24 protein-coding genes are annotated in these 24,930 nt (G+C 64.9%); 13 read left to right on the forward strand and 11 right to left on the reverse strand.

Annotated features, from left to right (window positions below; translation table 11 throughout):
- Positions 1-115: 115 nt before the first annotated feature.
- The 7 genes from ACO06P_RS05165 to ACO06P_RS05195 all read right to left on the reverse strand — a co-directional run bounded on the left by ACO06P_RS05165 (position 116) and on the right by ACO06P_RS05195 (position 12,238).
- Positions 116-3,421 carry a hypothetical protein gene (locus ACO06P_RS05165; protein ID WP_420348939.1) on the reverse strand — a complete coding sequence of 1,102 codons (3,306 nt, stop codon included), beginning with the start codon at positions 3,419-3,421 and terminating at the stop codon, positions 116-118.
- A 454-nt stretch (positions 3,422-3,875) separates the two neighbouring features.
- Positions 3,876-5,543 (reverse strand): hypothetical protein, encoded by a 1,668-nt coding sequence (locus ACO06P_RS05170; RefSeq protein WP_420348940.1) that lies wholly within the window; start codon positions 5,541-5,543, stop codon positions 3,876-3,878.
- A gap of 194 nt (positions 5,544-5,737) precedes the next feature.
- A complete protein-coding gene (locus tag ACO06P_RS05175; protein WP_420348941.1) occupies positions 5,738-8,221 on the reverse strand; it encodes a hypothetical protein in 2,484 nt (827 codons plus the stop codon).
- Between the two features lie 1,218 nt (positions 8,222-9,439).
- Positions 9,440-10,366: a pirin family protein gene (locus tag ACO06P_RS05180; protein WP_420348942.1), complete on the reverse strand. Its 927-nt coding sequence runs from the start codon at positions 10,364-10,366 to the stop codon at positions 9,440-9,442.
- A gap of 107 nt (positions 10,367-10,473) precedes the next feature.
- Positions 10,474-10,794: a hypothetical protein gene (locus tag ACO06P_RS05185; RefSeq protein ID WP_420348943.1), complete on the reverse strand. Its 321-nt coding sequence runs from the start codon at positions 10,792-10,794 to the stop codon at positions 10,474-10,476.
- A gap of 47 nt (positions 10,795-10,841) precedes the next feature.
- Complete coding sequence (locus ACO06P_RS05190; RefSeq protein ID WP_420348944.1) at positions 10,842-11,654, reverse strand: competence/damage-inducible protein A; 813 nt, start codon at positions 11,652-11,654, stop codon at positions 10,842-10,844.
- A 5-nt stretch (positions 11,655-11,659) separates the two neighbouring features.
- Positions 11,660-12,238 carry a hypothetical protein gene (locus ACO06P_RS05195; RefSeq protein WP_420348945.1) on the reverse strand — a complete coding sequence of 193 codons (579 nt, stop codon included), beginning with the start codon at positions 12,236-12,238 and terminating at the stop codon, positions 11,660-11,662.
- Positions 12,239-12,434: 196 nt separating this feature from the next.
- Between ACO06P_RS05195 and sfsA the strand changes: the two genes are divergently transcribed.
- Complete coding sequence (gene sfsA, locus ACO06P_RS05200; protein ID WP_420348946.1) at positions 12,435-13,136, forward strand: DNA/RNA nuclease SfsA; 702 nt, start codon at positions 12,435-12,437, stop codon at positions 13,134-13,136.
- A 126-nt stretch (positions 13,137-13,262) separates the two neighbouring features.
- Positions 13,263-14,087 (forward strand): type I methionyl aminopeptidase, encoded by an 825-nt coding sequence (gene map / locus ACO06P_RS05205; RefSeq protein WP_420348947.1) that lies wholly within the window; start codon positions 13,263-13,265, stop codon positions 14,085-14,087.
- 118 nt (positions 14,088-14,205) lie between these two features.
- Here map and ACO06P_RS05210 read toward each other — a convergent pair whose 3' ends face one another.
- The 3 genes from ACO06P_RS05210 to ACO06P_RS05220 form a co-directional block, all read right to left on the reverse strand.
- Positions 14,206-15,225 carry a hypothetical protein gene (locus ACO06P_RS05210; RefSeq protein ID WP_420348948.1) on the reverse strand — a complete coding sequence of 340 codons (1,020 nt, stop codon included), beginning with the start codon at positions 15,223-15,225 and terminating at the stop codon, positions 14,206-14,208.
- 27 nt (positions 15,226-15,252) lie between these two features.
- Complete coding sequence (locus ACO06P_RS05215) at positions 15,253-15,528, reverse strand: hypothetical protein (protein ID WP_420348949.1); 276 nt, start codon at positions 15,526-15,528, stop codon at positions 15,253-15,255.
- A gap of 638 nt (positions 15,529-16,166) precedes the next feature.
- A complete protein-coding gene (locus ACO06P_RS05220) occupies positions 16,167-16,391 on the reverse strand; it encodes a hypothetical protein (protein ID WP_420348950.1) in 225 nt (74 codons plus the stop codon).
- Between the two features lie 220 nt (positions 16,392-16,611).
- Between ACO06P_RS05220 and radC the strand changes: the two genes are divergently transcribed.
- The 3 genes from radC to ACO06P_RS05235 all read left to right on the forward strand — a co-directional run bounded on the left by radC (position 16,612) and on the right by ACO06P_RS05235 (position 19,171).
- Positions 16,612-17,307: a RadC family protein gene (gene radC / locus ACO06P_RS05225; protein WP_420348951.1), complete on the forward strand. Its 696-nt coding sequence runs from the start codon at positions 16,612-16,614 to the stop codon at positions 17,305-17,307.
- Between the two features lie 146 nt (positions 17,308-17,453).
- On the forward strand, positions 17,454-18,746 hold the full coding sequence (gene purB, locus ACO06P_RS05230) for an adenylosuccinate lyase (protein ID WP_420348952.1): 1,293 nt from the start codon (positions 17,454-17,456) through the stop codon (positions 18,744-18,746).
- 32 nt (positions 18,747-18,778) lie between these two features.
- Positions 18,779-19,171 (forward strand): GFA family protein, encoded by a 393-nt coding sequence (locus ACO06P_RS05235; RefSeq protein WP_420348953.1) that lies wholly within the window; start codon positions 18,779-18,781, stop codon positions 19,169-19,171.
- A gap of 101 nt (positions 19,172-19,272) precedes the next feature.
- Here the strand turns inward: ACO06P_RS05235 and ACO06P_RS05240 are convergent, their stop codons facing one another.
- The gene (locus ACO06P_RS05240; RefSeq protein WP_420348954.1) at positions 19,273-19,596 is read right to left on the reverse strand and encodes a DUF1476 domain-containing protein; all 324 of its coding nucleotides are present in this window, start codon (positions 19,594-19,596) and stop codon (positions 19,273-19,275) included.
- Positions 19,597-19,790: 194 nt separating this feature from the next.
- Between ACO06P_RS05240 and ACO06P_RS05245 the strand changes: the two genes are divergently transcribed.
- The 8 genes from ACO06P_RS05245 to purQ all read left to right on the forward strand — a co-directional run bounded on the left by ACO06P_RS05245 (position 19,791) and on the right by purQ (position 24,928).
- Positions 19,791-20,642 carry an NRDE family protein gene (locus tag ACO06P_RS05245; protein WP_420348955.1) on the forward strand — a complete coding sequence of 284 codons (852 nt, stop codon included), beginning with the start codon at positions 19,791-19,793 and terminating at the stop codon, positions 20,640-20,642.
- Positions 20,643-20,833: 191 nt separating this feature from the next.
- Entirely contained in the window at positions 20,834-21,595 is a 762-nt protein-coding gene (gene purC, locus ACO06P_RS05250; RefSeq protein WP_420348956.1) for a phosphoribosylaminoimidazolesuccinocarboxamide synthase, read from the forward strand.
- A 168-nt stretch (positions 21,596-21,763) separates the two neighbouring features.
- Positions 21,764-22,324: a YSC84-related protein gene (locus tag ACO06P_RS05255; protein ID WP_420348957.1), complete on the forward strand. Its 561-nt coding sequence runs from the start codon at positions 21,764-21,766 to the stop codon at positions 22,322-22,324.
- Between the two features lie 95 nt (positions 22,325-22,419).
- Entirely contained in the window at positions 22,420-22,902 is a 483-nt protein-coding gene (locus tag ACO06P_RS05260; RefSeq protein WP_420348958.1) for a MarR family winged helix-turn-helix transcriptional regulator, read from the forward strand.
- Positions 22,903-23,043: 141 nt separating this feature from the next.
- The gene (locus ACO06P_RS05265; protein WP_420348959.1) at positions 23,044-23,352 is read left to right on the forward strand and encodes a Spy/CpxP family protein refolding chaperone; all 309 of its coding nucleotides are present in this window, start codon (positions 23,044-23,046) and stop codon (positions 23,350-23,352) included.
- Positions 23,349-23,831: a methyltransferase family protein gene (locus ACO06P_RS05270; protein WP_420348960.1), complete on the forward strand. Its 483-nt coding sequence runs from the start codon at positions 23,349-23,351 to the stop codon at positions 23,829-23,831. The genes ACO06P_RS05265 and ACO06P_RS05270 overlap by 4 nt, the downstream gene beginning before the upstream one ends.
- 118 nt (positions 23,832-23,949) lie before the next feature.
- Positions 23,950-24,192 carry a phosphoribosylformylglycinamidine synthase subunit PurS gene (gene purS / locus ACO06P_RS05275; protein ID WP_420348961.1) on the forward strand — a complete coding sequence of 81 codons (243 nt, stop codon included), beginning with the start codon at positions 23,950-23,952 and terminating at the stop codon, positions 24,190-24,192.
- A 46-nt stretch (positions 24,193-24,238) separates the two neighbouring features.
- On the forward strand, positions 24,239-24,928 hold the full coding sequence (purQ, locus tag ACO06P_RS05280; RefSeq protein ID WP_420348962.1) for a phosphoribosylformylglycinamidine synthase subunit PurQ: 690 nt from the start codon (positions 24,239-24,241) through the stop codon (positions 24,926-24,928).
- Positions 24,929-24,930: the final 2 nt, after the last annotated feature.

A 24,930-nucleotide genomic window follows, 5' to 3' on the forward strand; every position in this document is an offset into this window, starting at 1 on the left:
CGGTCGCCTCACCACCCGCGAAGGTTCATTTCGCTCTTTGTTTCCCGAAGGAAGTGGCCGGGTTTCCCGAAGCAAACGGCCGGGCCCCATGCGGTGAGGGACCCGGCCTTGTGCTCTAGTTCGTGTTGATCGCGCCGGGGGTGATCAGCATGATCTCCGGCGTCTGCCCGCCCGGGGGCGCATGCGGGCCGCTGCCGCTGCCCTTCTTCACCACCTGGAAGGTACTCGCCTTGCAGTGCGAGCTGTGCGCAGTGGCAGTCCCCCCTTTCTTGCAGGCCCGCAGCTTCCAGGTCCCGCTTTCGACAGCATGGACGTTGAAGCTGGCGCTGGCGCCGGTCATCTCTCCGGGCAGATGGGCCGAGGTGACGGGCTTCCACTGGCCGTTGTTCTGGCGATGCATCCATTCCAAGGTGTAATCCTGATCGGGCTCGGCGCCGCTCAGGCGGATGTTGCCATTGGTGGCGACAGCCCGGGGCGCCAGGATCTGGAACCGGAAATTGACCTTGCCGGCCGCCATCACAACGGGCGCCTTGCGGCACCGGAGGACAGCAGGCCTCGACTTCGAGCCAACCATGTCGCCGTTCTCGTTCAAGAGCCTGACGGTCAGCGGCATCGTCTGCTGGGGCGCGGCGCCCTCGGTGAAGGCAACACCGGTCCAGGAAACGTCGTAAGGCGCGTTCACATCGGTGAAGACGGCGAGCCCCTGGGCAGCGACGCTGAAGGGCACCGGATCGAGCGTCTCTGTGCCCACTTGCATCACGGCCGACCCCGAGAAGGCGGAGCCCTGACTCACGATCTGGGCTTTCAGCCCCACCTCGCTGGGGCAGATCATGCCATTGAGTTCGACCTCTTGGAGCACCTGCGGCTCGGATACCTCCGATACCTTCGGTACGAAAGTGACGGCGCCGGGAACGATCACAGCCTGCGGCGGGACAGCGTCACCCTCCTGGCCGTTGCCGCCCTGCGGCGGGCCGGCCCAGTTCGGCTCACGGCACTCGAGAACCGCCGAACGCCAGTCCGAATCGACCTCATCACCGTTTTCATTCAAGAGCCTGACGGCATATTGAATCGTCTGCGCCGACTCATCGGCAACGTCCCAGGTCACCACGTATGGGAAGTTGACGCTGGTGACCTGGGCAAAACCCTCCGCGCCGACGCTGAACGGCACCGGCTGGGACGTCTGCGCGCCCACCTGCACCACGGCAGAACCCGAAAAGGCGGAGCCCTGGCCTGCGATCTGCGCCCCGAGATTCACTTTGACGGGGCAGAACCTGCCAAGGCGCGGGGCCTCTTCAAGGACCGAAGGGTCCGGCAGTCCGGTCACCGTCGGCGCGAAGACCACCAGGTTCGGGTTCAGGACAAGCTCCTGCGGTTCCTGGCCCCCCTGTCCTGTCAGCAGCGGCTTGCGGAAATCGCTGACCTTGCAGTCCAGCGGGCTGGCCACCCGGCAGACCTGCAGGCGCCAGAAGCGCGTGCCCGTCAGCGCCGCCAAGGGGAAGCTCTGGGTGAGGCCCGACATGGTCGCCGGCAGTGCGGCGGACTCGAGGGCTTCGTAAGACCCCGCAACCTTGCGGTAGAACCGCAGCGTGTAGTCCTCAGCCGGTACGCCGCCCGTCAGACGGATCTCGCCATCAGCACTGCGTCCGGGCACACGGCCCTTGGGCGACACGATGTCGAACGCCTTGGAGCGGCAGGACAGATCCTTGGTGATCCGCGATTGAGCCAAAGTCTCGCCATCGGGAGCGACGGCCACCAGACTGTACTTGATGCTCTGCGTGGTCGCCGGCTTGTTGTCCCAGGACAGCTCATGATCGACGTTGTAGACCTCGCCCTTGCCGGCTTCGAAGTCATAAGCGGTTTCCAGGAGCGGCTGGCTGTCCGCGGCCACCCAGACCGTACCCAGGGAGTCGCTCTGCGCGATCACTGTTCCGGTGATCCGCACAGCCGCCGGGCAGACCATGCCCTGATGAAGCACCTCATCAGTGACCGTAATCGCCTGAATCAGGGTTTCAGGCGGCTCGAACGTCGATTGGATGGAGCGGCAGTACAAGGTCTTGTTGACGGTTTCCGACCCGATGTAACCACCGGCCGAGCTATAGACATCCAGGGCGATAACCAAGGATTTCTGAGGCGCCGGCTGGACACCGGGGGCCGCTTTTTCGTCCTGGATGCCCCCTCCTCCCCAGGACAACTCGCCCGAGCGCAGGACTGTGTAGATCTCTTCGCCGGTGATGCTGTAGCCCTCGAAGGGCTTGGTATTGCCGTTGATGGTGATCGCGGCCGTACCCGATGCAGGGCCGCGGCCGTGAAGCCTGCCTGCGGCCAGGATACCCTCGGGGCACATGTAGCCCTGATGCAGCACTTCCGAGACCACGCTGTAGTTCAGCTCAAGCGTCGGCGGCAACGGGATCTCGACAGTCAGCGGCCCGCTGGCACAGTCAACCTCGTAGTCGGCCCAGTCGGACTGGAAGACATGGCTGACGCCGACGATCCGCACCTTGCCGGTCGTGCCGTCGGCTTCCTCAAGCGGGTAAACATGCTCGAAGGTGGCCACGCCGTTGCTGTTGGTTCCGATGGTCTTCACCTCGCTCTTCTGGCCGCTGCCGTGATGGTAGCGGAAGCGAAGCTCGGCCCCCGAAGTCTTGGAGGTGATGGTCCCGTTCAGGCGGAGCTGACAGGACCCGACCATGCCGCCCAGGCCGGTTTCGGCCTCCATGGTCGCGTCGGTGACGATCTTGGGAGAAGAGAAGCGCTGCGGATCCCCATAGCAGGTGATGTTCATATACTGTGGTGAGTCGACTTCGGGAGGTGTCGGTGAACCCGACGGGCCCGACATCTCGTAATCCAGCGTGGAGCCGACATCGATCATCGCCGTGCGGTGCTCGGCGAAGATCTGCTGGTCGGTGAGACCGTTGTCCCGCAGGTTCTCGGCCATCATGTTGCAGGCCTCGACAACATAGTCGGCGTACTGCTGCTTGGTGATCTCGAAGCCGAAGGTTTTGTTCACCGACTTGGGGCGCGGGGTCGAGTAGCTTTCGGAATGACCGCTTTCTTCGAACTTCGTGAAGTTCGCATAGGCGGCAGGGCTGGGGTAGTTCGCGGGCTCGACCAAGACCGACAAGGTCGGACCGGCGCTCCAATGCAGGACGCGCCCGGCGACACCGGTATTCAGCTTGACATTGATCTGGCCTTTGATCGACTGGCTCATGTTCGCCACCACGCCGATGTAGTTCGAGCCATCGCTCTTGACGATGATCGGCGGGTTGTTAACGGAGACGACATCGCTTTCAGCCGAATCGCCCGCAGAGGCCGGCGCGGCCGCCGCGAGGGCGGCGCCGAAGACCGTGAGGGTCAGCAGCGTGCGGTGTGCAGAAGGCTTGGACAGACAGCCGGCACCGCCGAGAGGATTCATGAGGCCCATAGCTCAGTCTCCGTATCGGTTCGCGTTCGTTCGCTTGGCCGGCGGTGTGGCCATCCCCGGTGGGTCGCACGGGGGTAAAAGCGGGTTCAGTCAAAACCTTGCCTTGTGGCGGAACCTCGCTTTGTGAGCAGTATGTCGTCTGTGGTCGACATGGTTCGTGATCGGACGTGTTTTGTGATCCAAGGTGCCATTGGTCGGCGCGGACGTTGACCGGCCAGGCCCGCATCGGGGCCGGGCGCAGAGAGTCGCAGGCGGGGAGTACAGCCTTGGCGCGCAACGGGGAACCCGCGAAACCGCACTTGCGCCATGCAGTTCTGCCAAGTCGATCACTTACATCAATGATTGCAGAAGCATTGATTAGCAATGCTCTGCCGGGAGGCCGCAGAGACGGCGACCGCCGCGGGGGTGCCGGACCCGCCCCTGCGGGCCCGGCCCATCATTCAGTTGCCGACACTCAACCGCCGCTGCCCGGCAGGATGAAGACCTTGGCTTCACCCTGCGTGCCGGGCGCCCTCGCCTTGCCGGCGGCCCGCGCCGACGGCAGCTGGAACTCCGAGGTCTTGCAGTCTTTCGTCCCCTTGCTGGCGGCGGGGCAGACCTGCAGGCGCCAGCTGTGGCCACCGGTCAGCGCCGCCAGATCGAACGACGCCTTCGATCCCGTCATCTGCGTGGGCAGCTTTGTCGACCGCAGCCGCTGATAGCCGTTCGCCACCTTGCGGTAGAAGCGCAACACATACTGCGCATCCTTCTTGCCGCCGGCGAGTTGGATATCGCCGCTGTTGATGAGACCCCTCGGCGCCCGGATGGCAAACCGCGGTGCCGCCGCCCCGTCGCCGGCACCCGCCGACCGGCGGCACTCAAGGCGCCTCATCTTCTGCAGGGTATCGACCGTGTCGCCGAGAGCGTTCTGCACCATCATCGTGAGGGGCAGGTCCTGCCGGGTCGCGGGCTTTCCCTGCCAGGAGATCTGATGCTTGCCAACGAAAAGCTTCTTCTCGTCGCCTTCGAAGCTGAAAGACTTCTCGGCGATCTGATTTCCGGCGGCCCCGAGCATCACCTTACCGGACGCCTTGCCACGGCCATCGACCCGGCCGATGACGGTGACAACCGCAGGACACATCTTACCCTTGTGCGACACCTCTTCATCCACGGCCATGGTCAGTACCGCGGCCTTGGGCGGCAGCAGGGTCTGCAGCGGCAGTTCGCAGCGGACTTCATAGTCCTCCCAGTCGGACTTTACGCTGTCGCCCTCGATCACCATGCGGATCTTGCCGGTCTTGGTGGTGCCCCCGCCGGGAAGCGGATAGTCGTAGCGCTTCTGCACGAAGGCATTCCCCGGCGTTGTCAGCTTCTTCAGGTCGCTTTTCTGGCCGCCCTGGCTCTCGAAATAGAACCGCGCCTGGGTGTGCGGCGCTTCCGTCTTGAGGGTCGCCAAAAGCGACACCGAGCAGGCGCCGGTGTTGCTGTCGTTGCCGACCACCTTCAGATTGGCGAGCGTCACCGTTGCCACTTCCGGCTTCTCGCGCACCGGGTCCGCCACCGTCGGCGCATCTGCCGCCGGCGCCTTCGCACAGAGAATCTGCACCCGACTGGTTTCCGGCACTACGGGAAGATCAGGGGGATGAGGATGGTCGGCGAGGCCGGTCATCTCATATGTATAGTCGCCCATGATGGCGAGCGGAATCATGTGGTCCTCGGCGAAAATCTCCTCGTTGGTCCGGCCTTCCTCATACCGCATATGGTCAGCCAGCGTGTTGCAGGCCGCCTTTGTGTGATGCTTGTAGTCCGACGGAGAAATTTTGAAGGAAAACCTGCGCTTCACGACTGAAGGCCGGTCGCCCCGCCGATAGCTTTCAGACAAGCCGAGGTGGTGAAGCTGAACTTTATTGTCCATTCCCTCTGCCAGGATGCTCGGCCAGGCCCGCCATTGTTCGACTGTTCCGGTTCCGTCCGAATTGAAATAGGCGATAATCTCGCCGTGAATGGGAGAGCTCGGAATCACAGTCTGCGTATAGCGTTCTCCATCGCTTTCGACCTTGATGGTCACCGTATTTACCGCGGTTACTTGAGCGTAGGCGAAGTCCGCTGACGCCGGACCGGCTGCCGCCATGGCCGCAGCCATCGCCGCTGCCGCAAGCGAACCATGCTTGAAGACTCTGCTCCGCGTGATGTTGCCTGCATGAAATACACAACCGTCCCGGCGCTTGGAAATGAACCGGTGAAACATGGTTTCGTCCTCTAAGAATCAAAAAAATGAACTTGATGAAGGGCGCGGCCGCCGGGCCCGCGGGTGCGGGCCCGGCTTCCGATTTCGATCTAGCTGCCGCTGCCTGGCATGATGAAGACTTTGGCATCGCCCTGCGTGCCGGGCGTCTTCACCTTGCCGACGGAGCCGCTCTGCAGGATGCGGAAGTCGGAGGTCTTGCAGGCCGCTTTTGACTTGCTGCCGGCCGGGCAGACCTCGATGCGCCAATCGAGTCCGCCACTCAGGGCCCTGAGGCTGAAGCGCGCCGCGCGGCCCGTCATCTGCCGGGGAAGCTGGGCGGAGCGCACCGACCGGTAGCCGCCCTTGTCCCCGCGGTAGAAGCGCAGGTCATACTTGGCGTTCGCCGCGCCGCCGGACAGCTGGATCCTGCCCTCACGCACCTGACCCTTGGGTGCCTGAACCGCGAAGGCCGGCCCCGCCTGCAGGGCGAGCTGCGCAGCCGCACCATTCCCCGGCGTCGCGGGCTTTCCAGCCTGCTGCCCATGGGTTACCGACGGGTTGCCGATCGAGAGCGCATCCGCCCGGTCTCTGGTCGCGTTGGCAAGCTGCGGCTTGCGGCACTCAATGGTCTGAGTCTTCGCCAAGCGGCCTACCTCGGTCCCTAGGGGGTCAATGAGGTGCAGCACAACGTCAACATCCTGCTGGAACGGGCCCTCAACGCCCACCCAGTTGAGGGTGTGTTCGCCTCGAACAGTCCCGACATCACCGTCGTCGATGGAAAAGGATTCCTGCGTCAGGAAACTTCCATTCGCGCCCAAAAGGGCATTACCGGAAGCGACACCCTGGCCGAGAAAGGCCCCCATGACTTCCACGCTCGCCGGACAGATTTGACCTTGATAGAGGACTTCATCCGTCGTCGGAACGACTTGCAGGTTGATCGCCTTGGGCGGATCGAAACTGATGCCGACGTTCGGGATACTCACGCCCGTGCAGTTCACCTCCACGGACCGCTCGGTCGTGTCGACGACAGCGCCGGCCCTGACAATCTGGACGGTGACGTCCAGCGTCTGCTTGGGCGGCGCATCACCGTTCTGGGGCACGTTGCTCCATCGTACCTCGGGCGCGAAGTCGAACAGGAGGCGCTCACCATCTGTGATGGCGAAGTTGAACTCCTTCACCTGCGATTGGGCTTCGAACAGCGACGGCTGCTGTCTGACGATAAAGGTCGTCCGTCCGTCAAAGTCTTCCTGACCCCGAAGGCTGGCTCTCAGAGGCACACTTTCCGGGCACATGTAGCCCTGATACAGCTTCCTTTCCCCCACCCTTACGGAGAGGGTCAGCTCCGGCAGTGCCGGCTCGCGGCATTCAACGGTCACCATCTTCTGCAAACCGCCCTGCAATGGCCCCAGAGAGTTCTCCCCTGCTCCGTTGTCAGCCGGCTTAAGCCCATGAATACGCAGTGTCAAAGGCACGTCCTGCTTCAATCGGGCCTTGCGTTTCCAGGAGATCTGATGTTGGGCCGCAAAACTTTTGCTTTCATCGCCGATGAATTTGAAAGGCTTTTCGGCAATCTGATTCCCATCTGCGCCGAGCGTGACCGTGCCGGAGGACCCACCACGGCCTTTGACAACGCCGAAGACCGTTATGGCTGAAGGGCAAACCATGCCATGGCGGACAACCTCTTCTTTCACGAAGTAGTTCAAACTCGTGGCCTCCGGCGGCAGCTCAGTGGTCAGACTACCGATCGGCTTGTCTTCACACTCGTATTCGAAGTCCTTCCAGGGCGAGGCGAAGTCGAAGTTCTCGCCAACGATCCGGATCTTGGCGTCTCTCTTCTGACCACGGTTCAGGGGATACTCGTGCTCGAAGCTGGCCCATCTGTCGGCGCCAGTGTTGACCGTCTTCAGGTCACTCTGGTTGCCTTTGTCGTCGACGTAGCGAAAACTGATGCCATCGACATTGGGCAGGTTGGAGATCAGTGAGCCGCCGAGCCGCATCCGGCAATTGCCCTGGGAGTTGACCGGATCGATGCCCTGGACGAAGACGGCTGCCCCATTGACCTTCGGCGGGGCCGGCGGCGTCTTTAAGCAGAGGATGGTGACCGTCTTGATCTTGGGGTTTGGCTGGCCGCCGCCGGAGACCTCAGTCAGCGGCGGGTTAGCTTCAGCTATGCCCGACATGTCCCAGCTGACCTCAGCACCAGCCTCAACGGCAATCGAGCGATCCTCCGCAAAGATCTCCGCGTCGGTCTTCCCGTGCAGCAATTGCAGATCTTTGGCCAGTTCGTTGCAGGCTTCCTCCGCGTATGCTTTGTAGGCCTGTCTCGGAATGGAGAAAGGCAGTTCGCGGCGAACCTTTTTGATCCGCTCGCTGAGCTTATAGTTCTTGGAGTAATTGAGATCCGGAAACTGCTCCTTGGGCATGTTTTCCGCCTGGATGCTCGACCAGAGCTTCCACCGCCTCACAAACCCATCTCTGTGGGCGTTCAGAGTCATACGCATCACCCCAGTAATGGGGGGTGACGAATTCAGAACTGCCGTATAGCGCTCACCATCGCTGGCCACTTGGATGACGGCCTGGTCCAGCTCAATCACCGAAGCGCTCCCAGAGTCCGCCAGCGCCGGTGCGGCGGCGGAGACCGTAGCGGCTAGGACGGCAGCGGACAGCAGTCCGCGCCGGAAGGCACTCCTCCCGGTTGGCCGGGAGGCAACACAGGGTTTTCGGAAAGGGATGCCGGAACTATCGCGACTGGACATCATGTCTTCCTTCTCAATCGGCAAAGCGGAAAGGCTGCCCATACGGCAGAGTTTCGTGTTGGTCGCTGGAGGAAGCGCTTGGGTTTAAGGCACCGCGGTTCTGTGCAAGACCCCATTCGACCGTCCCACATCGGCGGGACGGCTGGGATACAGCTACGCAACGCGAGGGTGAACCCGCGAAACCGCATAAGCACAATGGGATTTTGCCGGATCGTGCCTTTAATTCATTGATATTGATTGATTTTTACGAATTCGGAGCCAGAACCCGACGCTTGGTGAAGGGAAAGCGGGCGGCCGCCGTCTCACCCACGGCAGCCACCCGTCCCCTGCCGCCAGACCCCTTTCGGGGGCCGGCCACTGGCTCTCTTGCACGGTTGTTTGTCGGAGCGCGCGGACCCTCGGCGCTCAGGTGCTTGCCTCAGGAATCGCCCGATTAAATTGCGGAGAAGAGGCCGCCGGACGACTGCCTGAGACAGAGACGGGCGGCTACAATCACCGCCGGTAGCCGCCCGCCTGCGAGTGCAGAGCAGACCAATTGCTCAAAACCTGCCCTTCGGCTAAACTCAGCGTCAGGGCGGGTGCGATCCGTGAAGATGCCATGTGGGCGGCCCTCCGCGGTGTGCACTCGCCCGAACCAGATACAGATCCGGCTGCCAGCCGTGAACCCGTGAAACCGCACAACCTCTATGCAAGTTCGCAGGACCCTTGGGGCCCGCGGCAAAGGAGGCAGACGCGACGGGGTTTCGCGGCCTGAACAGCAGAGCGCCCCGCGCCCCTTTCAATTACGATGTCTGTGCAAAAGGGCCAGTGCGGGGGCCGCCCATCCGGCCGACCGTCTGAACCGGCGAGCCTGCCGGGCCATTCTCCGGAGAGCCGGACTGTCTTGTAATCGGAAAGGAAACGGGCGGCTGTAGTCGCCGCCAACAGCCGCCCGCCCTGGGCGCGCACGCAGATGAATTGCGCCGGCCCGTCCCCCGGGTCAGGTGCCGACCCGTTGGCACTTCTTAGTCGCGGCTGCGACGGCGGCGGTTCAGGCAGGCGAGGCTTTTTTCGGGATCAGTCTTCGGGAAGCGGAATGAACTCGTCGTCGCCGGGCACCATAGCGAACCGCCCGGCTTTCCAATCCGCTTTGGCCTGCTCGATGCGGTCCTGCGAGGAAGCGACGAAGTTCCACCAGATAAAGCGCCGTCCGTCGACCGGAGCCCCGCCCAGCAGCATGACCCGGCTGGCCGTTGCGGCCGTCAGGCGAACCGGCGCACCGGCCTTGAACACCGCCATGGTGTTGGCCGCAAAACTCTGACCCATTGCCTCTCCATTGGCCATCTCTCCAGCGGCCATCTCTACCGCACCGCTCACCACGTAGACCGCGCGCTCGGCGTAGTCCGCCGGCAGTTCCAGCGTCGCGCCCGCGTCCAGTTCGGCATGGAGGTAGAACATCTCGGAGAAGACGCGCACCGGCGCGCAGTGGCCGAAGGCCGAGCCGGCGATCAGCCGCATCCACAGCCCCGGGGCTTCGATCTCCGGAAGATCGGCTGTGGGATAATGGGTGAAGCTCGGCGCCGCCTCCTCATGGGCCAGCGGCAGGGCGATCCAGGACTGCATGCCGTGCAGGCGTTGGGGGCCGGCGAGCGCCGCCTCCGGGCTGCGCTCGGAATGGACGATGCCTTTGCCCGCCGTCATCCAGTTCACCGCACCGGGCTGAATAGGCTGCTCATAGCCCAGGCTGTCGCGGTGCATGATTTCGCCCTCGAAGAGGTAGGTCACGGTCGCCAGTCCGATGTGGGGATGCGGCCTTACGGAGATGCCCTGCCCTGCCGGAAAGTCCGCCGGGCCCATCTCGTCCAGGAAGATGAAGGGGCCGACCAGGCGCCGCTTCGCGTAAGGCAGGATGCGCCGCACCTCGAAACCGCCAAGGTCGCGGCTGCGCGGCTCTATGATCAGGTCGACCGGGTCTCCCTTGGCCTGCTTCTGCGCTTCGCTCATCTGCTCCTCTCCTCCCACGTCTTCCTGAACCACGAATCCCATCAAAGCAAATGGGACGCGGCGGCGTCGAGCATCAAAGGGATGCCAGAGTCAAAGGGACGGCGGCATCAAAGGGACGGCCGGGTCGCTTTCAGGCGCCAGAGCTCGAAGAGCGCGAAACAGATCGGCACCAGGCCGCCGAGCACCAGGACGAGTCCGCCCAGCTCGTAGTCCAGCCGCCGGTGGATGTAGGCCGTCGCATAGAACTCGTCGATGACCGGCTGACCCCAGTCCCCGTAGGACAGCATCGCTATGCCCCAGGCAACCAGGCAGGCAGCCGCGGCAAAGAGGGAGACGACTCGAATGATGGTGCGCGCAAGATCGACGCTGCCGAGGGCCAGGACGTAGGCGACCAAGGCAGTGGTAAACAGCAACGGCAAGAGGTCCATTGCTCGGTTTGCCCTTCTTTCTCCCCTAGCCGATTGGTGCTAAGGCATTAGTCCGCACCCAAGACGCCCGACGATTGCCCGGTCGGCCGCGGTTCCACGGGGCCATGCCCCGCCGGGTCCCAATCCCCGCGGCTTCCGAGTTCTAGGATCAATTCATCGACCGCCTGCCCCGCCGCCTCCAGGCGCCGGGGATCGGTCGACCGCAGCACCAGGCGAACGCCGAAGGTGCCGTTCCTGTTGAAGGGGTAGCTGCCAAGCTCCACATCCGCAAAGCGATCCTGGATCTCGCCCAGGCCCGCGGCGAGGGTGCCTTCGCCCAGATCCACCGAGACCGTTCTGGACAGCAGCGGCTCCCCGCCGGCCAGACGGTGGCGCAGGCTTTGAAACATTGCCTGCATGATGGCCGGGATGCCCGCCATGACGAAAACGTTGCCCATCTGGAACCCCGGCGCGCGGCTGACCGGGTTCTCGATCAGGTCGGCGCCCTCCGGCGTGCGTGCCATGCGCAGCCGCGCTGCGTTCAGCTGCCCCTTCTCGTAATGCGCCTCCAGGATCGCCCGCGCCTGCGGGTTGACGATCAGCGGAACACCGAAGGCCTTGGCCACGCAGTCCGCCGTGATGTCGTCGTGGGTCGGACCGATGCCGCCTGTCGTGAAGACATAGTCGAAGCACTGCCTGACCTCGTTCACCGTGGCGACAACGACATCTTCCACGTCGGGAATGACCCGGGCCTCCATCAGGCGGATACCCAGACGGTTCAGTTCTTCCCCCAGAAAGGCGAGGTTCTTGTCCTTGGTGCGGCCGGAGAGGATCTCGTTGCCGATAATCAGCAGGCAGGCGGTGACCTTCTCTTGCGCCATGGGCCTCAGAATTCCAGGCGCGGCAGCACGGTGTCGGTGCGGACGTAACCCTTGGCTTCCATGCAGCCGGTCATCAGCGATCCGCGGCGCTGGCGCAGGTCGAACTCGTCGACGCGCTGGCGCAGGGCCGAATAGCGGGACTCGCTGGTCAGGGTGTCGATGCCCGCATTGCGGTCATCTGTGATCTGCGCGTCGCGCCGGGTCTGCGCCGTCGCATAGGCATAGCAGTCTTCGATGTCGTCCCGGTAAGCCTCTTCGTCCCTGTCGCTGCTCACCGCCCAGTTGGTCCCGTCAGGGCCCTTCAGAATGACGGCTTCCCCATCCCCTTCCGGTGCGGCGGCCTGCTGCGACGGCAAGCCTTCCGAAGCGGTCGGCGGCAGCGTGGCGCCGGCCTCGCCCGAGGCGCCCGGCGGCGGCAGCGCCTGGCCGGTCTGTGCGCCGCGGTCCGCACTGCCGGGCGGCGGGGCGGAGCCCGTTTCCTCCCCCCCGAGACCGGGAAAAGACGAACATGCCGCAAGCAGCAGAAGACCGGCCGTCAAGGTGGAAAGACGCAGAGCGACACGCGGTGAGTGATGCACGGACATCTGGGGTTCCTTGCGGACGCCTGTCCCTCAAGCCGGAACGGCGCCCCTTGGTGTGGAGCGGGCGGAGGTCAACTGCTAACCTACGCTGCGTACAGTGGCTTTACAGCACCGAAGTTGCAAGCCCGTGTCATCGGCCTTGGTGCCCGAATCCACACCTGAGAGTTGCGTATCCTGACCCTCCATTTAATCCGCCCAGATGCGTTTTCCAGCCCCCCTGATTCCCGGCCGTCTTCTCAAGCGATATAAGCGCTTCCTCGCCGATGTTGAGCTGGAGGATGGCGGTGTCGTGGTGGCCCACTGCGCCAATCCGGGATCGATGCTAGGCCTCGCCGCTCCCGGTTCGGTTGTATGGCTGTCGCCCGCACAAAACCCGGCGCGAAAGCTCAGATTTTCCTGGGAGCTGGTCGACTCGGAAGGGGCGCTGGTCGGCATCAACACCGGGCGGGCCAACAGCCTGGTGGGCGAAGCCCTGGACCAGGGGCGGATTCCGGCCCTCGACGCCAGCGGCCGGGTGCGCCGGGAAGTCCCCTACGGCGCGCGGAGCCGGGTTGACTTTCTCTTGCAGAAAGACGGTGTAAAGGATTGTTATTTAGAAGTGAAATCAGTCACTCTGAAGCGCTCGGACGGTTTGGCCGAGTTTCCGGACTCGGTGACCGCCCGTGGCGCCCGACACCTGGAGGAACTGGCGGCGATGGTTGCTGGAGGCCATCGGGCCGTCCTGCTCTTCCTCGTTCAGCGCGGCGACTGCCGGGAGGTCGGAGTCGCCAGGGACATCGATCCCCACTACGGCGAAGCGCTGGACCGGGCGCGCGCCCAGGGGGTTGAAGTGTTGTGCTATAGTTGCGAGGTATCTCCCGAGGGCGTGGCGTTGGACGCGCCACTGCCCTTGGCACTATAACTTGGCACGATAAGCGGTCGCCGGAGCCAGCGGAGGCTCGGGCGTCACGACGAAGACGGACCAGGGTTGCGGGCCGGCGCGAAGAGGGCGCCACCCGAAAGGTTCACCCCTGAGAGGATCGATTCGATGAAGCAAGGATACAGCGTGGAGCGCGTGAGCCCGAAGGACGGCGGCTACGTCATTCACGACGAGGCAGGCTTCGAGGGCATGCGCCGGGCCGGCCGCCTTGCCGCCGAGACCCTCGACATGATCACGCCGGAGGTGAAGCCGGGCGTGACCACCAACACGCTGAACCAACTCTGCCACGACTTCATCGAGGCCCATGGCGCGGTCCCGGCGCCGCTGAACTACCGCGGCTTTCCCAAGTCGATCTGCACCTCGGTCAACCACGTGGTCTGCCACGGTATCCCCAGCGACGACAAGCGCCTGGAAAACGGCGACATCATCAACATCGACGTGACGGTGATCGTCGACGGCTGGCATGGCGACACCAGCCGCATGTTCTTCGTCGGCGAACCCAAGATCAAGGCGCGGCGCCTGGTCGAGATCACCTACGAGTCCATGATGCGGGGCATCGAGGTGGTGAAACCCGGCGCCACGCTGGGCGACATCGGCCACGCCATCCAGAGCTTCGCCGAGAAGCAGCGTTTCTCCGTGGTGCGCGACTTCTGCGGCCATGGCCTCGGCCAGGTCTTTCACGACGCCCCCAGCGTGCTGCACTACGGCCGGGCGGGCGATGGGATTGCCCTGCGCGAAGGCATGTTCTTCACCATCGAACCGATGATCAACGCCGGCCGCCCGGAAGTGAAGATCCTGCAGGACGGCTGGACCGCGGTGACCCGGGATATGAAGCTCTCGGCCCAGTTCGAGCATTCCATCGGCGTGACCGCCAGCGGCTACGAAATCTTCACTGTCTCGCCCCAGGGCTGGAGCGCGCCGCCCTACGCCTGAAGCGCCACAAGCGGACGCACCCACCCAGAACTGAAACGGACGAATTGAAACGGGCGCCGGGCAGAGAACTGCCCGGCGCCCCTGCTTCATGGCGGTGGCGGCAGCGCCGCCGCGGACGTCAAACGATCTCGACCCGCAGCAGCGAGCGGACGTGCTGGATCTGGTTCAGGATCGTCACCAGCGGCGAACCGGCAAAGAGCAGCCCCACCGCGAAGTTCTCGCGGTCCGCCACCAGCGAACCGGAATCGCCGCCCGCCGACATCGGCGTGGTGAGAATCTGGTCACGGAAACGGGCCACCCGCCCGCCGCCGAAGTTCACGTCGACGGTGGCGTTCACCGCAGTGATACGGCCGGTGGTGTAGTTGGTGGTGCGTCCCGTCTTGTGCAGCAGCGTACCGACGGTGACATGCCCGCGCGAACGCCAGCCGCGCAGATGGCCGACCCAGTGGATCTCACGCTTCAGGTCGTGGAACTCGCCTTCCGCAACCGCCGCATCGACCAGGTTGCGATGCAGAGCCCGTGGCACCGGCGGGTCGAAGGTAATGGGGATGAATCGGCTGAGCGAGGCGATGCGGTCGGTCGGGTCGCTGCCGCCGTCGAAGGGTCCGGGCTGCAGAACCGCATCGCCCGGCGTGGCGTTGTTGCTGTTGGCCAGCACGTGGTTGTTGGACAGGATGTAGTAGTGCCCCGGCATGCCGACCGGATTGCCGGGGGTTCCCACCATGTCGAAGACGCAGGTGCCGATCGTTCCGGCGGTGATGTTCTTGTGGCCGACGCTGCTGCCGCCGGGGGCCGGACGGGCGCGCTGCGCCAGGGCCTGAACGCCGACCTCCAGCGGTTCGGCCTGACCGGCGAATGGCTGGCCGATCGCCAGCACGTCGGTGGGCAGATCGCCGATCTTGCCCGGCACCATGTCGGCCTCGGTCAGTTCCTCCTTGTCGACCTTCTGAGAGACAAGGGCCAGAAGGGCCGGCTTACCGGTCGGCTCACCGTCGCTCCACTTCACCCCATAACCCATGCCGACAACATTGGCGGGCGCCTTCTCCGGCTGCAGGAAATCGTCCACCGCCGCTGCATGCGCCTTTTGGGCCTTCTGGGCATCCTCGGGGCTCAGAACCATCTTTTTCGCATCCATCATGATCTTCTCTCCCGGATGGGTACGGCCCTAGCGGGCCGTGATCTCGCCAACTTCCTCGACGTCCAGCGCACAGCCTTCCAGTTCCTTGGGAAGGATCTGATCGGGCGGCAGGGAGGATTCCGGAACCTTCTTGATGACCATGACCTTGATCACCGGGCGGCCGGCCCGCTCTCCGATCCCCACGCCGTTGACGTTGAGGTAGGACAGCAGGCTGTCTTCGTGCTTCCTGAGAACCGCTTCGATATCCATGGGGTCATACCTCCATCCGCTTCCGGCCGGATGCCAGAGGGGTTTGCTGTTCATGGCCGCGCTTCCTGCGCGTCAGAACGGCGGTGCGAGCATCGCTTGCCCGGCGGGAACCGTGGCCACGGCACCCGGCAGACCGTTTTCGCTATCCTCACCGCGCCCCTTGTCGGGACGCAATCACCGTCTTGGGATCGCCTGCTTGGCGGCTGCTTGGAAGTCGCATCGAGAGGAACAGTCCCACGCCGCGCGGGCGGCGCCTGGGTCCGGCGCCTGTACCGAACAGGGAGCGCCGAACCGTCGAATACCGAACTGTCGATCCGTAGATCGGACCTTCAGGGTCTGCAGGTCCTGAAGCCGGAAACCCTTCTCTGAAGGCTGCGGCGTGATCAGCGCCCCGTCGTTCAGATCGGGCCCTGCAGCCCACCCGGGGCCACAGGCAAGGGGTCGACCGACGAGAGACTGATACCACCCCGGGCGGTCCAGGGAACGCTCTTCGCGGTCATGAGCAGATGGTGGTTACGCTACGCCTGCCCGCAGGGCTTGTCTATCGAATCACGGGCTTGCAGGGCTGCGCATTTGTGGTGGACGGCGCCCAAACGGATAGCTGTGTTTGGCTGAAACTGATGGCGGGGACGAAGACCGCGGCGGCCCCAGGCGCGTCGCCCGCGTCGCCGGCGCTGCCCTCCTGACCGGGCTCAGCCGGCCTCGACTTGCGCGGCCGCCTGCGCGGCCGCCGCTTCCGGCCGCAGCCCGTCGCGATAGGCGGCTTCCCAGTCGAAGCCGCTCGCCGCAATGTCGTGCCCGAGAATCGAGAACTCGCATTCCGCCCAGCTCAGCCAGTCGCGATACGCCTCGGCGGGGCTCGAAGGAGCCGAAGAGGGCGCGTGTCCTGGAAACGCGATCACGGTGGCATCGGTCATGGTCATTCCCTGCAGCAGTGATGCACAAAGGTGGGCAAAGACTCCATGGTGGTACCCATTATAATGTTGTGCTCGGTTAACAAATAGCTAGCCCTGGGAAAGGGCGACCCCAGAGTTGAACGGCAGCGCAGACAAATCTCCGCCGCTGCGGGAGCGAGCCGCGGACGGAAGCGAATGCAGGCGGATGCGAGATAGGGATATCTTCAGGGAACACGGTCCGGTGAGCGCGGAAGAGAAGAACGACCAGCCCCACTACCACGGCCATCGCGACCGTTTGCGCGACCGCCTGCTGGATCGCGGCGGCGAGAGCCTGGCGGACTATGAAGTCCTCGAGTTCCTCTTGTTCAGCGCCCGGGCGCGCGGCGACATGAAACCGCTGGCAAAGGCGCTGCTGGCGGAGTTCGGCAGCCTTTCGCGGGTGCTGACCGCCGACCCGGAGACGCTGGCGAAGGTTCCCGGCATGGGCAAGGCCTCCGTCGCCGCCCTGCGGATCGTGCCGGAGGCTGCCGCCCGCCTCGCCCGCGAGCAGATGGTCGATGCTCCCGTGATCTCCGCCTGGGACCAGCTGCTCGACTACTGCCGGATCACCATGGCCCATGCGCCGGTCGAACAGTTCCGCCTGCTCTTTCTCGACAAGCGCAACCGGGTCATCGCCGACGAGGTGCAGCAGGAGGGCACCATCGACCACACACCGGTCTACACGCGCGAGGTCATGAAGCGCGCCCTGGAACTGGGGGCGGCAGCCCTCATCCTGGTGCACAACCACCCCTCCGGCGAGCCCGAGCCCTCACCCGCCGACATCGCCATGACCGAGGAACTGCGCGATGCCGCCGAGAAGCTGGGCATCGTCATCCACGACCATCTGGTCATCGGCCGCGCCGGCCACACCAGCTTTCGGGCCCAGGGTTTGCTGTAAGGCGGGCTTGCTGGAGGGCGGGTTTGCTGTAGCGCGCCCATGGGTTTATAAACCGGGGCGTCTGCCGAACAGACTCGCATCGCCTCAAAGCCATCCCCTTCCACGGCCCCTCTTCGGGGGCCGCGCGCGTTCAGGACCCGACCTTCATGATCCCTCGCTACAGCCGCCCGGAAATGACCGCCATCTGGGAACCGGAGAACAAGTTCCGCATCTGGTTCGAGATCGAGGCCCATGCCTGCGATGCCCAGGCGGAGCTGGGGGTGATCCCCAGGGAAGCCGCCAAGGCAGTCTGGGATCGTGGTGCTTTCGCGGTGGCGCGCATCGACGAGATCGAGCGCGAGACCAAGCATGACGTCATCGCCTTTCTCACCAACCTGGCCGAGCACGTCGGCGAGGAGGCGCGCTTCGTGCACCAGGGCATGACCTCTTCCGACGTCCTCGACACCTGCCTCGCGGTTCAGTTGACCCAGGCCAGCGACATCCTGCTGGCCGACCTGGACCGTGTGCTGGCCGCACTGAAGGCGCGGGCGCTGGAGCACAAGAACAGCGTTTGCCTGGGGCGCAGCCACGGCATCCATGCCGAGCCCACGACCTTCGGCGTGAAGCTGGCCGGCCACTACGCCGCCTTCGCGCGCTGCCGCGCCCGCCTGGAAGCGGCGCGGGCGGAGATCGCCACCTGCGCCATCTCCGGCGCCGTTGGCACCTTCGCCAACATCGACCCTTATGTAGAAGAGTACGTCGCCGGGAAGCTGGGCCTGACGCCGGAGCCGGTCTCCACCCAGGTGATCCCGCGCGACCGCCACGCCGCCTTCTTCGCGACCCTGGGGGTCATCGCCTCCTCCGTCGAGAACCTCGCGACCGAGATCCGCCACCTGCAGCGCACCGAGGTGCGCGAGGCCGAGGAGTATTTCGCGCCGGGCCAGAAAGGCTCTTCGGCGATGCCGCACAAGCGCAACCCGATCCTGACGGAAAACCTCACCGGCCTCGCCCGGGTGGTGCGCGCCGCCGTGGTGCCGGCGCTGGAGAATGTCGCCCTCTGGCACGAGCGCGACATCTCCCACTCTTCGGTGGAGCGCATGTTCGGGCCCGATGCGACTGTGACCCTGGACTTCGCCCTCAACCGCCTCGCCGGTGTCATCGAGAAGCTGCTGATCTATCCGGAGGCCATGCAGCAGAACCTCGACCAGCTCGGCGGCCTGGTCCATTCGCAGCGCGTGCTGCTGGCCCTCACCCAGGCCGGCGTCAGCCGGGAGGACGCCTACCGCCTCGTCCAGCGCAACGCCATGAAGGTCTGGGGCGGCGAAGGCGATTTCCTCGCCCTCTTGAAGGCCGACCCCGAGGTTTCGGGCAGCATCGAGGCTCCGGCGCTGGAAGCCTGCTTCGACCCGGCCTATCACACCAAGCACGTGGACACGATCTTCCGGCGCGTCTTCGGCTGAAGACGGCTTGATGTCTTCAAAGGAGGCACGGCATGGAGCGGTTCACCGGCGGCTGCCTCTGCGGCAAAGTGCGATTTGTGGCGTCGGGACGCCCCTACCGGGTCGGCCTTTGTCACTGTCTCGACTGCCGCAAGCACCATGGGGCGCTTTTTCATGCTTCCGCAGTGTTCCCAGGGGACGCTGTGACGATCGACGGCGAAACGCGCAACTACGAGAGGCGGCACTTCTGTCCGCACTGCGGCTCCACCGTGTTCGGACGCAACGGGGATGAAATCGAAGTGAACCTGGGATCCCTCGATGCCCCGGACCAACTGAAGCCGACCTACGAACTCTGGACCATCCGCCGCGAATCCTGGCTGCCGGCGTTTCCGCTGAAGAGACGCTATGACCGCGACCGCACTTCCGCGGGCCGCTCTGAGGACTAGGCGGCAGTCTCAGTCTGCGTGCGACCCCGGCATGTCCGGGAACAGGAAAGGGCCGCCCCCGCGGGACGGCCCCTTTGCGTCAGGCTTGAAAGCGCCGCGGCCTACTCTTCCATGATCTGCTTCTTGGCGATGGCCAGCAGTTCGTCCATGCGGTGGCGCAGGCGGTGCTCGCTGAAATCGACGGCCTTGGCCTCCAGATCGCCCATCACCTTGCGGACCACATCATCGGGCCCGGGCTCGTCGAGGTCCGAGGCGATGACGTCCTTGGCATAGCTTTCCACAGCCTCGCCCTCCAGGCCCAGCAGTTCGGTGGCGACCCACTGGCCCAGAAGCTTGTTGCGGCGAACCTCGGTGCGGAACTGCAGGTCCTGATCGTGTTTGTACTTGTCTTCGAAGGCCTTTTCGCGCTCGTTGAATGTGGTCATCGGACCCTTTGTCTCCCGGTACGATAGCTGCTTTCTTTCAGGTGGCGGTTCTATTCCGCTGCGTCAAGCATTAGAACCTCAGGATAAGTATATCGGTTTCTTGGCAGGCGGGTAAGCCCGCTTGCCGCTCAATTTACGTCCTCCGGAGGGGGAAATGCGCCCCTTCGCCGCCCTTGGAGAGCCGACGCCGCGCCATGTGTACTCTCGTGCTTCTGCGACGCCCCGAACACCCCTGGCCGCTGCTGCTGGCGGCCAACCGCGATGAAATGGTCGACCGGCCCTGGGCGGCGCCCGGCCGCCATTGGGCCGACCGGCCGGAGGTGGTGGCCGGCCTCGACCGCACCGGCGGCGGGTCCTGGCTGGGGGTGAACGATCACGGCCTCGCCGCGGCGATCCTCAACCGGCGCGGAACCCTCGGTCCCGCGGCCGACAAGCGCAGCCGCGGGGAGCTGGTGCTGGAAGCCCTCGACCACGCCGACGCCCTGGCGGCGGCGGAAGCGCTGGCGGAGCTCAACCCGGCCGCCTATCGCAGCTTCAACATGGTGGTGGCCGACAACAGGGACGCCTACTGGATCAAGAACGCAGGCAGCGAAGGCGGCAGGGGCGGTGGCAGGGACGGTGGCAGGGATGCCGGCGCCCACCCCGTCGAAGTCCTGCCGGTACCGGAAGGCCTGTCGATGATCACCGCCTACGACCTGAACGATCCTGCGAGCCCGCGCATCGCCCGCCATGCCGAAGATCTGCGGCGCGCGGCCGCACCGGAGCCGGACGACGGCGCGTGGTCCGCCTGGCAGGCGATCCTGGCCCGCTCGGCGGAGAGCGATCCCGGCGCCCCGGCCGAGGCGGCGATGACCGTCAGCCTGGGTGGCTTCCAGACCGTCTCCTCCTCCCTCATCGCCCTGGCCGCGGCCCCGCCGCCCGGCACCCCGCCGGCCCGCTGGCTGTTTGCCGCCGGGCGCCCGGACCGGCACCCCTACGCGGCCGTCGACCTTGCTCTGCCGCCGGCGCTGGCTACCGGCAAAGGGCCGGTTTTCGGGGGGTTTTAGGGGCGAAACCGGGGCCTTTGGCGGGCCCGGGAGGCACGATTGTTTTGCGCATCACCACCTGCTATATCACTGGCCCCCCGGGCCGGCCGGCGCCGCCGGGACCATGGCGCGGCGGCGGGCCGTCCGATGGACCCGGCGTCAGACCGACCCTGCAGATTGCAGGATATTTTTCCTAGAACTGGATGCAGCCAATGCGACGCAGACAGATTTACGAAGGCAAGGCAAAGATCCTCTTCGAGGGGCCGGAGCCCGGCACCATCGTCCAATACTTCAAGGACGACGCCACCGCCTTCAACAATCAGAAGCACGGGATCATCACCGGCAAGGGGGTGCTGAACAACCGCATCTCCGAGTACCTGATGACGCGGCTGGAGAGCATCGGCATTCCGACCCACTTCGTGCGCCGGCTGAACATGCGCGAGCAGCTCGTACGCGAGGTCGAAATCATCCCGATCGAGATCGTCGTGCGCAACGTCGCCGCCGGCACCCTGGTGAAGCGCCTGGGCATGGAGGAAGGCGCGCCCCTGCCCCGCTCCATTGTCGAGTACTACTACAAGAACGACGAGCTGGGCGATCCGCTGGTGTCCGAAGAGCACATCACCGCCTTCGGCTGGGCCCACACGCAGGATCTGGACGAGATGCTGCAGTACGCCCTCAGGGTGAACGACTTCCTCTGCGGCCTCTTCCTCGGTGTCGGCCTGAAGCTGGTGGACTTCAAGCTGGAGTTCGGGCGCATCTGGGAAGACGAGGAGATGCGCATCGTCCTGGCCGACGAAATCAGTCCCGATTCCTGCCGGCTCTGGGACATCGCCACCAACGAGAAGCTGGACAAGGACCGCTTCCGCCGCGACCTCGGCGGCGTCGAGGAGGCTTACCAGGAGGTTGCGCGGCGTCTGGGCGTGCTGCCGGAAGCCGGCCCCATCGATATCAAGGGCCCCCGGCTGCTGCAGTGATGCAGGCCCGCCCCCAGGCGGCGAAGCAAAGACTGCTGAAGGGGGGTGGCTTCACGGCTGTCCCCTTTTCCCTGCCGGTGAGATGGCGCTAGACTTCCGCCCAGTTGAAGGCGATTCGCTTTAAACGGGGCAATTGATCGGTCGGCTTGCTCAAAGAAGGGAGCAGCGATGCGCGTGCGATTTCCAAAGATCCTGGCCATCCTGATTGTGGCCGCTGTGACGCTTGGCCTTGGCGGCCAGACCGCTTTCGCCGAGAAGGCGGCCACCATCGAGCAAAACTCCCGCGATGCGCTGGCGCTGCTGCTGGACAGCTCCGCGGGCGCCAAGGCGCTGTCGCAGAACGCGGCCGGGATTCTGGTGTTCCCGAAGATCGTCAAGGGCGGCCTCATCGTTGGCGGCCAGTACGGCGAGGGGGCCCTGTTCAAGAGCGACGCCGTTTCCGGCTACTACAGCACGGCCGCCGCCTCCTTCGGGCTGCAGGCCGGCATTCAGACCTACGGCTACGCCGTCTTCTTCCTCGACGACGCCAGCCTCAACTACCTCGACAGCAGCGACGGCTGGGAAATCGGTACCACGCCCAACGCAGTGGTGGTCGACAGCGGCGCCAGCGCGGCGCTTTCCACCACCACGCAGCGGGAAGGCATCTACGTCTTCTTCTTCGACCAGAAGGGCCTCATGGCCGGGCTGACGATCGAGGGAACGAAGATCACCACCATAAATCCCGAATAGGCCTGCGCGGGTAGCACGCACCGGCTGCCGGCAACCCTGACGACCGGATGACAAGACAGTTGTCATCCGGCCGTCGGCCCTGATACTGCTGGTCCATGGCCAAGACCTCAAAGATCGCGGCAGCCGACCCGCGCGCCGAAGCCGTCTTCGACCTCTTCCTGGAAAGCCTGGCGCTGTCGTTCAAGCTGCGGGCCCTGGGCCAGCGCAACGGCAGCGTCACCTCCTGGGGCGGCGGCCTCTGGGGGCTGCTGCGCAGCCTGGAGACCGAGGGGCCGCAGACGGTGCCGCACCTGGCCCGCAGCCGACCGGTCGCACGCCAGCACATCCAGAAGCTGGCCGACGACATGGCCGGCCAGGGCCTTGTCGAGTTCATCGACAACCCGGCCCACAAGCGCTCCAGGCTCCTCCGCCCGACCGCCAGGGGCAAGGCGCTCTACCGGGAGATAACCCGGGACCTCATGGCCCTCTGCCACGATCTCGCACAGGGCCGAGACCTCGAAGAGCTCAAGATAAGCTCTCATACAATCAGAGACTTGAAGGACCATCTTGCCACAACGATCGAGACCGATTCCGCCTGAGGCAATGGATCGCCAAATCAATATTGACAATTAAGTTGTCAATTTATAGGCTTCGCTTAATTGACAATTTTCTTGTCAAATAAGGAGGCAGAAGTGCATCGGCACCGTCGACAGACCTGTCACTTGGCAGACGAAGCCGCCATGTTCGATCGCATGGCTGATTTCATCGAGAACAACCTGGATCTCACGGCAGGCCAGCTACCGGCATGGCGGCACCTTGTCGCCGATGCCAAGGCGGCCATGGCCCAAACCCGCGAGGCCCGCGGTGACCTGCCCGGCCGGCCATCGGCCTCGGCGCCCGAACAGCTTGCGGCGCTGCGCGAGCGCATGACGGCCGGTCTTGCCGCCTTGGACAGCGTCGAGCCCGCTTTCGCCGCCTTCTACGCCCTGTTGGACCCGCAGCAGCGCAGCCGCATCGACGCTGCGGTGGTGGGGAGCCAGCGCTGGTGAACGCTGGGAACCACGACGACTCGGCGGGCGTGATCGCCCACCCGCCGGTGCTCTATCTCGGCGCCCTTTTCATCGGACTCGGCGCAGACTGGCTGCTGGCGCTGCCGCCGCTGCCCTACCTCCCAGGCGGGACCGGGCTGGCCGCGGGGGTCGTCCTTGGCGCACTGGGCCTCGCCCTGCTGTTCGCCGCCGCGTTCCGCTTCATCAAGGCCGGCACCAACATCCCGACCCACCTGCCCTCGACGGCGCTGGTGACAGACGGCCTCTACCGCTATAGCCGCAACCCGATCTACCTGGGGCTCACCCTGGTCTACCTGGGGCTGGTGGCGGGCCTCGCCAGCCTTGGCGCCCTGGTCCTGCTGATACCGCTGCTGGCGGCCATGCAGATCGGCGTTATCCACAGGGAGGAGCGCTACCTGGAGCGCAGGTTCAGTGACGACTACAGGGCCTACAAACAAAGGGTTCGGCGCTGGCTCTAAGACAGCAGGCCAGCCCGCGTCCGGCGTTGGCGATGGGCTGTCTTGGCAGTTGTTTTGCGGGGCCGGCGCGTCTAAGGTCCGGCCAACTTTCCACCCCGCGAGTCGGAGCGATCTGCCCATGAAGGCCCGCGTCCACGTTACCCTCAAGAACGGTGTTCTCGACCCCCAGGGCAAGGCCATCGAGCAGGCCCTGGGCGCGCTCGGCTTCAACGGCGTCGAGGACGTCCGCCAGGGCAAGGTCATCGAGTTCTCGCTGGCCGAGCGCGATCCGGCGAAGGCCCGGGCCGACGTCGAGGCCATGTGCCAGAAGCTGCTGGCCAACACCGTGATCGAGAACTACGCCATCGAGTTGGATGGCTGATCCGGGTGCGCCTGACCCGGGACCCGAAATTCTTAGGAGAGCGCGCATGAAAGCGGCGGTCATCGTCTTTCCGGGATCGAACTGCGACCGGGACGTGCAGGTCGCTTTGCGCCAGTCCATGGGGCGGGAGCCGCTGATGGTCTGGCACAAGGAAACCACTTTCGACCCGGTCGATCTGATCGTGCTGCCCGGCGGCTTCTCCTACGGCGACTACCTGCGCTGCGGCGCCATGGCGGCCAACTCCCCCGTGATGAAAGAAGTCGTTGCGCGCGCCGCCAAGGGGGTGGCGGTGCTTGGGATCTGCAACGGCTTCCAGATGCTGACGGAGACCGGCCTCGTCCCCGGCGTCCTGATGCGCAACGCCGACCTGCGCTTCGTCTGCCGCGACGTGACGGTCAAGGTGGAAACCAGCCAGAGCCTCTTCACCAGCCGCTACGAGCAGGGCCAGGCGATCCGCATTCCCGTCGCCCATCACGACGGCAACTACTTCGCCGACGGCGACACCCTGGCGGCGATGGAAGACCGCGGCCAGGTCGCCTTCCGCTACTGCGAGGCGGATGGTGCGATCACGGCGGAGGCCAACCCCAACGGCTCCCAGCGCAACATCGCCGGCGTCTACAACGAGACCAAGACGGTGCTCGGCCTGATGCCCCATCCGGAGCGCCTGGCCGACCCGCGGCTGGGCGGCAGCGACGGGCGCCCCCTCTTCGACGGCCTGGTGGAGGCGCTGTCGTGACC

The organism is Pelagibius sp., from assembly GCF_965227505.1.
Lineage (GTDB): Bacteria > Pseudomonadota > Alphaproteobacteria > Kiloniellales > Kiloniellaceae > Pelagibius.

Coding starts and splice junctions, on each gene's coding strand:
- ACO06P_RS05165 (WP_420348939.1), bottom strand. CDS start 3,421: ATGGGCCTCATGAATCCTCTCGGCGGTGCCGGCTGTCTGTCCAAGCCT.
- ACO06P_RS05170 (WP_420348940.1), bottom strand. CDS start 5,543: ATGGCTGCGGCCATGGCGGCAGCCGGTCCGGCGTCAGCGGACTTCGCC.
- ACO06P_RS05180 (WP_420348942.1), bottom strand. CDS start 10,366: ATGAGCGAAGCGCAGAAGCAGGCCAAGGGAGACCCGGTCGACCTGATC.
- ACO06P_RS05185 (WP_420348943.1), bottom strand. CDS start 10,794: ATGGACCTCTTGCCGTTGCTGTTTACCACTGCCTTGGTCGCCTACGTC.
- ACO06P_RS05190 (WP_420348944.1), bottom strand. CDS start 11,654: ATGGCGCAAGAGAAGGTCACCGCCTGCCTGCTGATTATCGGCAACGAG.
- ACO06P_RS05195 (WP_420348945.1), bottom strand. CDS start 12,238: ATGTCCGTGCATCACTCACCGCGTGTCGCTCTGCGTCTTTCCACCTTG.
- sfsA (WP_420348946.1), top strand. CDS start 12,435: ATGCGTTTTCCAGCCCCCCTGATTCCCGGCCGTCTTCTCAAGCGATAT.
- map (WP_420348947.1), top strand. CDS start 13,263: ATGAAGCAAGGATACAGCGTGGAGCGCGTGAGCCCGAAGGACGGCGGC.
- ACO06P_RS05210 (WP_420348948.1), bottom strand. CDS start 15,225: ATGATGGATGCGAAAAAGATGGTTCTGAGCCCCGAGGATGCCCAGAAG.
- ACO06P_RS05215 (WP_420348949.1), bottom strand. CDS start 15,528: ATGAACAGCAAACCCCTCTGGCATCCGGCCGGAAGCGGATGGAGGTAT.
- ACO06P_RS05220 (WP_420348950.1), bottom strand. CDS start 16,391: ATGACCGATGCCACCGTGATCGCGTTTCCAGGACACGCGCCCTCTTCG.
- purB (WP_420348952.1), top strand. CDS start 17,454: ATGATCCCTCGCTACAGCCGCCCGGAAATGACCGCCATCTGGGAACCG.
- ACO06P_RS05235 (WP_420348953.1), top strand. CDS start 18,779: ATGGAGCGGTTCACCGGCGGCTGCCTCTGCGGCAAAGTGCGATTTGTG.
- ACO06P_RS05240 (WP_420348954.1), bottom strand. CDS start 19,596: ATGACCACATTCAACGAGCGCGAAAAGGCCTTCGAAGACAAGTACAAA.
- ACO06P_RS05245 (WP_420348955.1), top strand. CDS start 19,791: ATGTGTACTCTCGTGCTTCTGCGACGCCCCGAACACCCCTGGCCGCTG.
- purC (WP_420348956.1), top strand. CDS start 20,834: ATGCGACGCAGACAGATTTACGAAGGCAAGGCAAAGATCCTCTTCGAG.
- ACO06P_RS05255 (WP_420348957.1), top strand. CDS start 21,764: ATGCGCGTGCGATTTCCAAAGATCCTGGCCATCCTGATTGTGGCCGCT.
- ACO06P_RS05260 (WP_420348958.1), top strand. CDS start 22,420: ATGGCCAAGACCTCAAAGATCGCGGCAGCCGACCCGCGCGCCGAAGCC.
- ACO06P_RS05265 (WP_420348959.1), top strand. CDS start 23,044: ATGTTCGATCGCATGGCTGATTTCATCGAGAACAACCTGGATCTCACG.
- purS (WP_420348961.1), top strand. CDS start 23,950: ATGAAGGCCCGCGTCCACGTTACCCTCAAGAACGGTGTTCTCGACCCC.
- purQ (WP_420348962.1), top strand. CDS start 24,239: ATGAAAGCGGCGGTCATCGTCTTTCCGGGATCGAACTGCGACCGGGAC.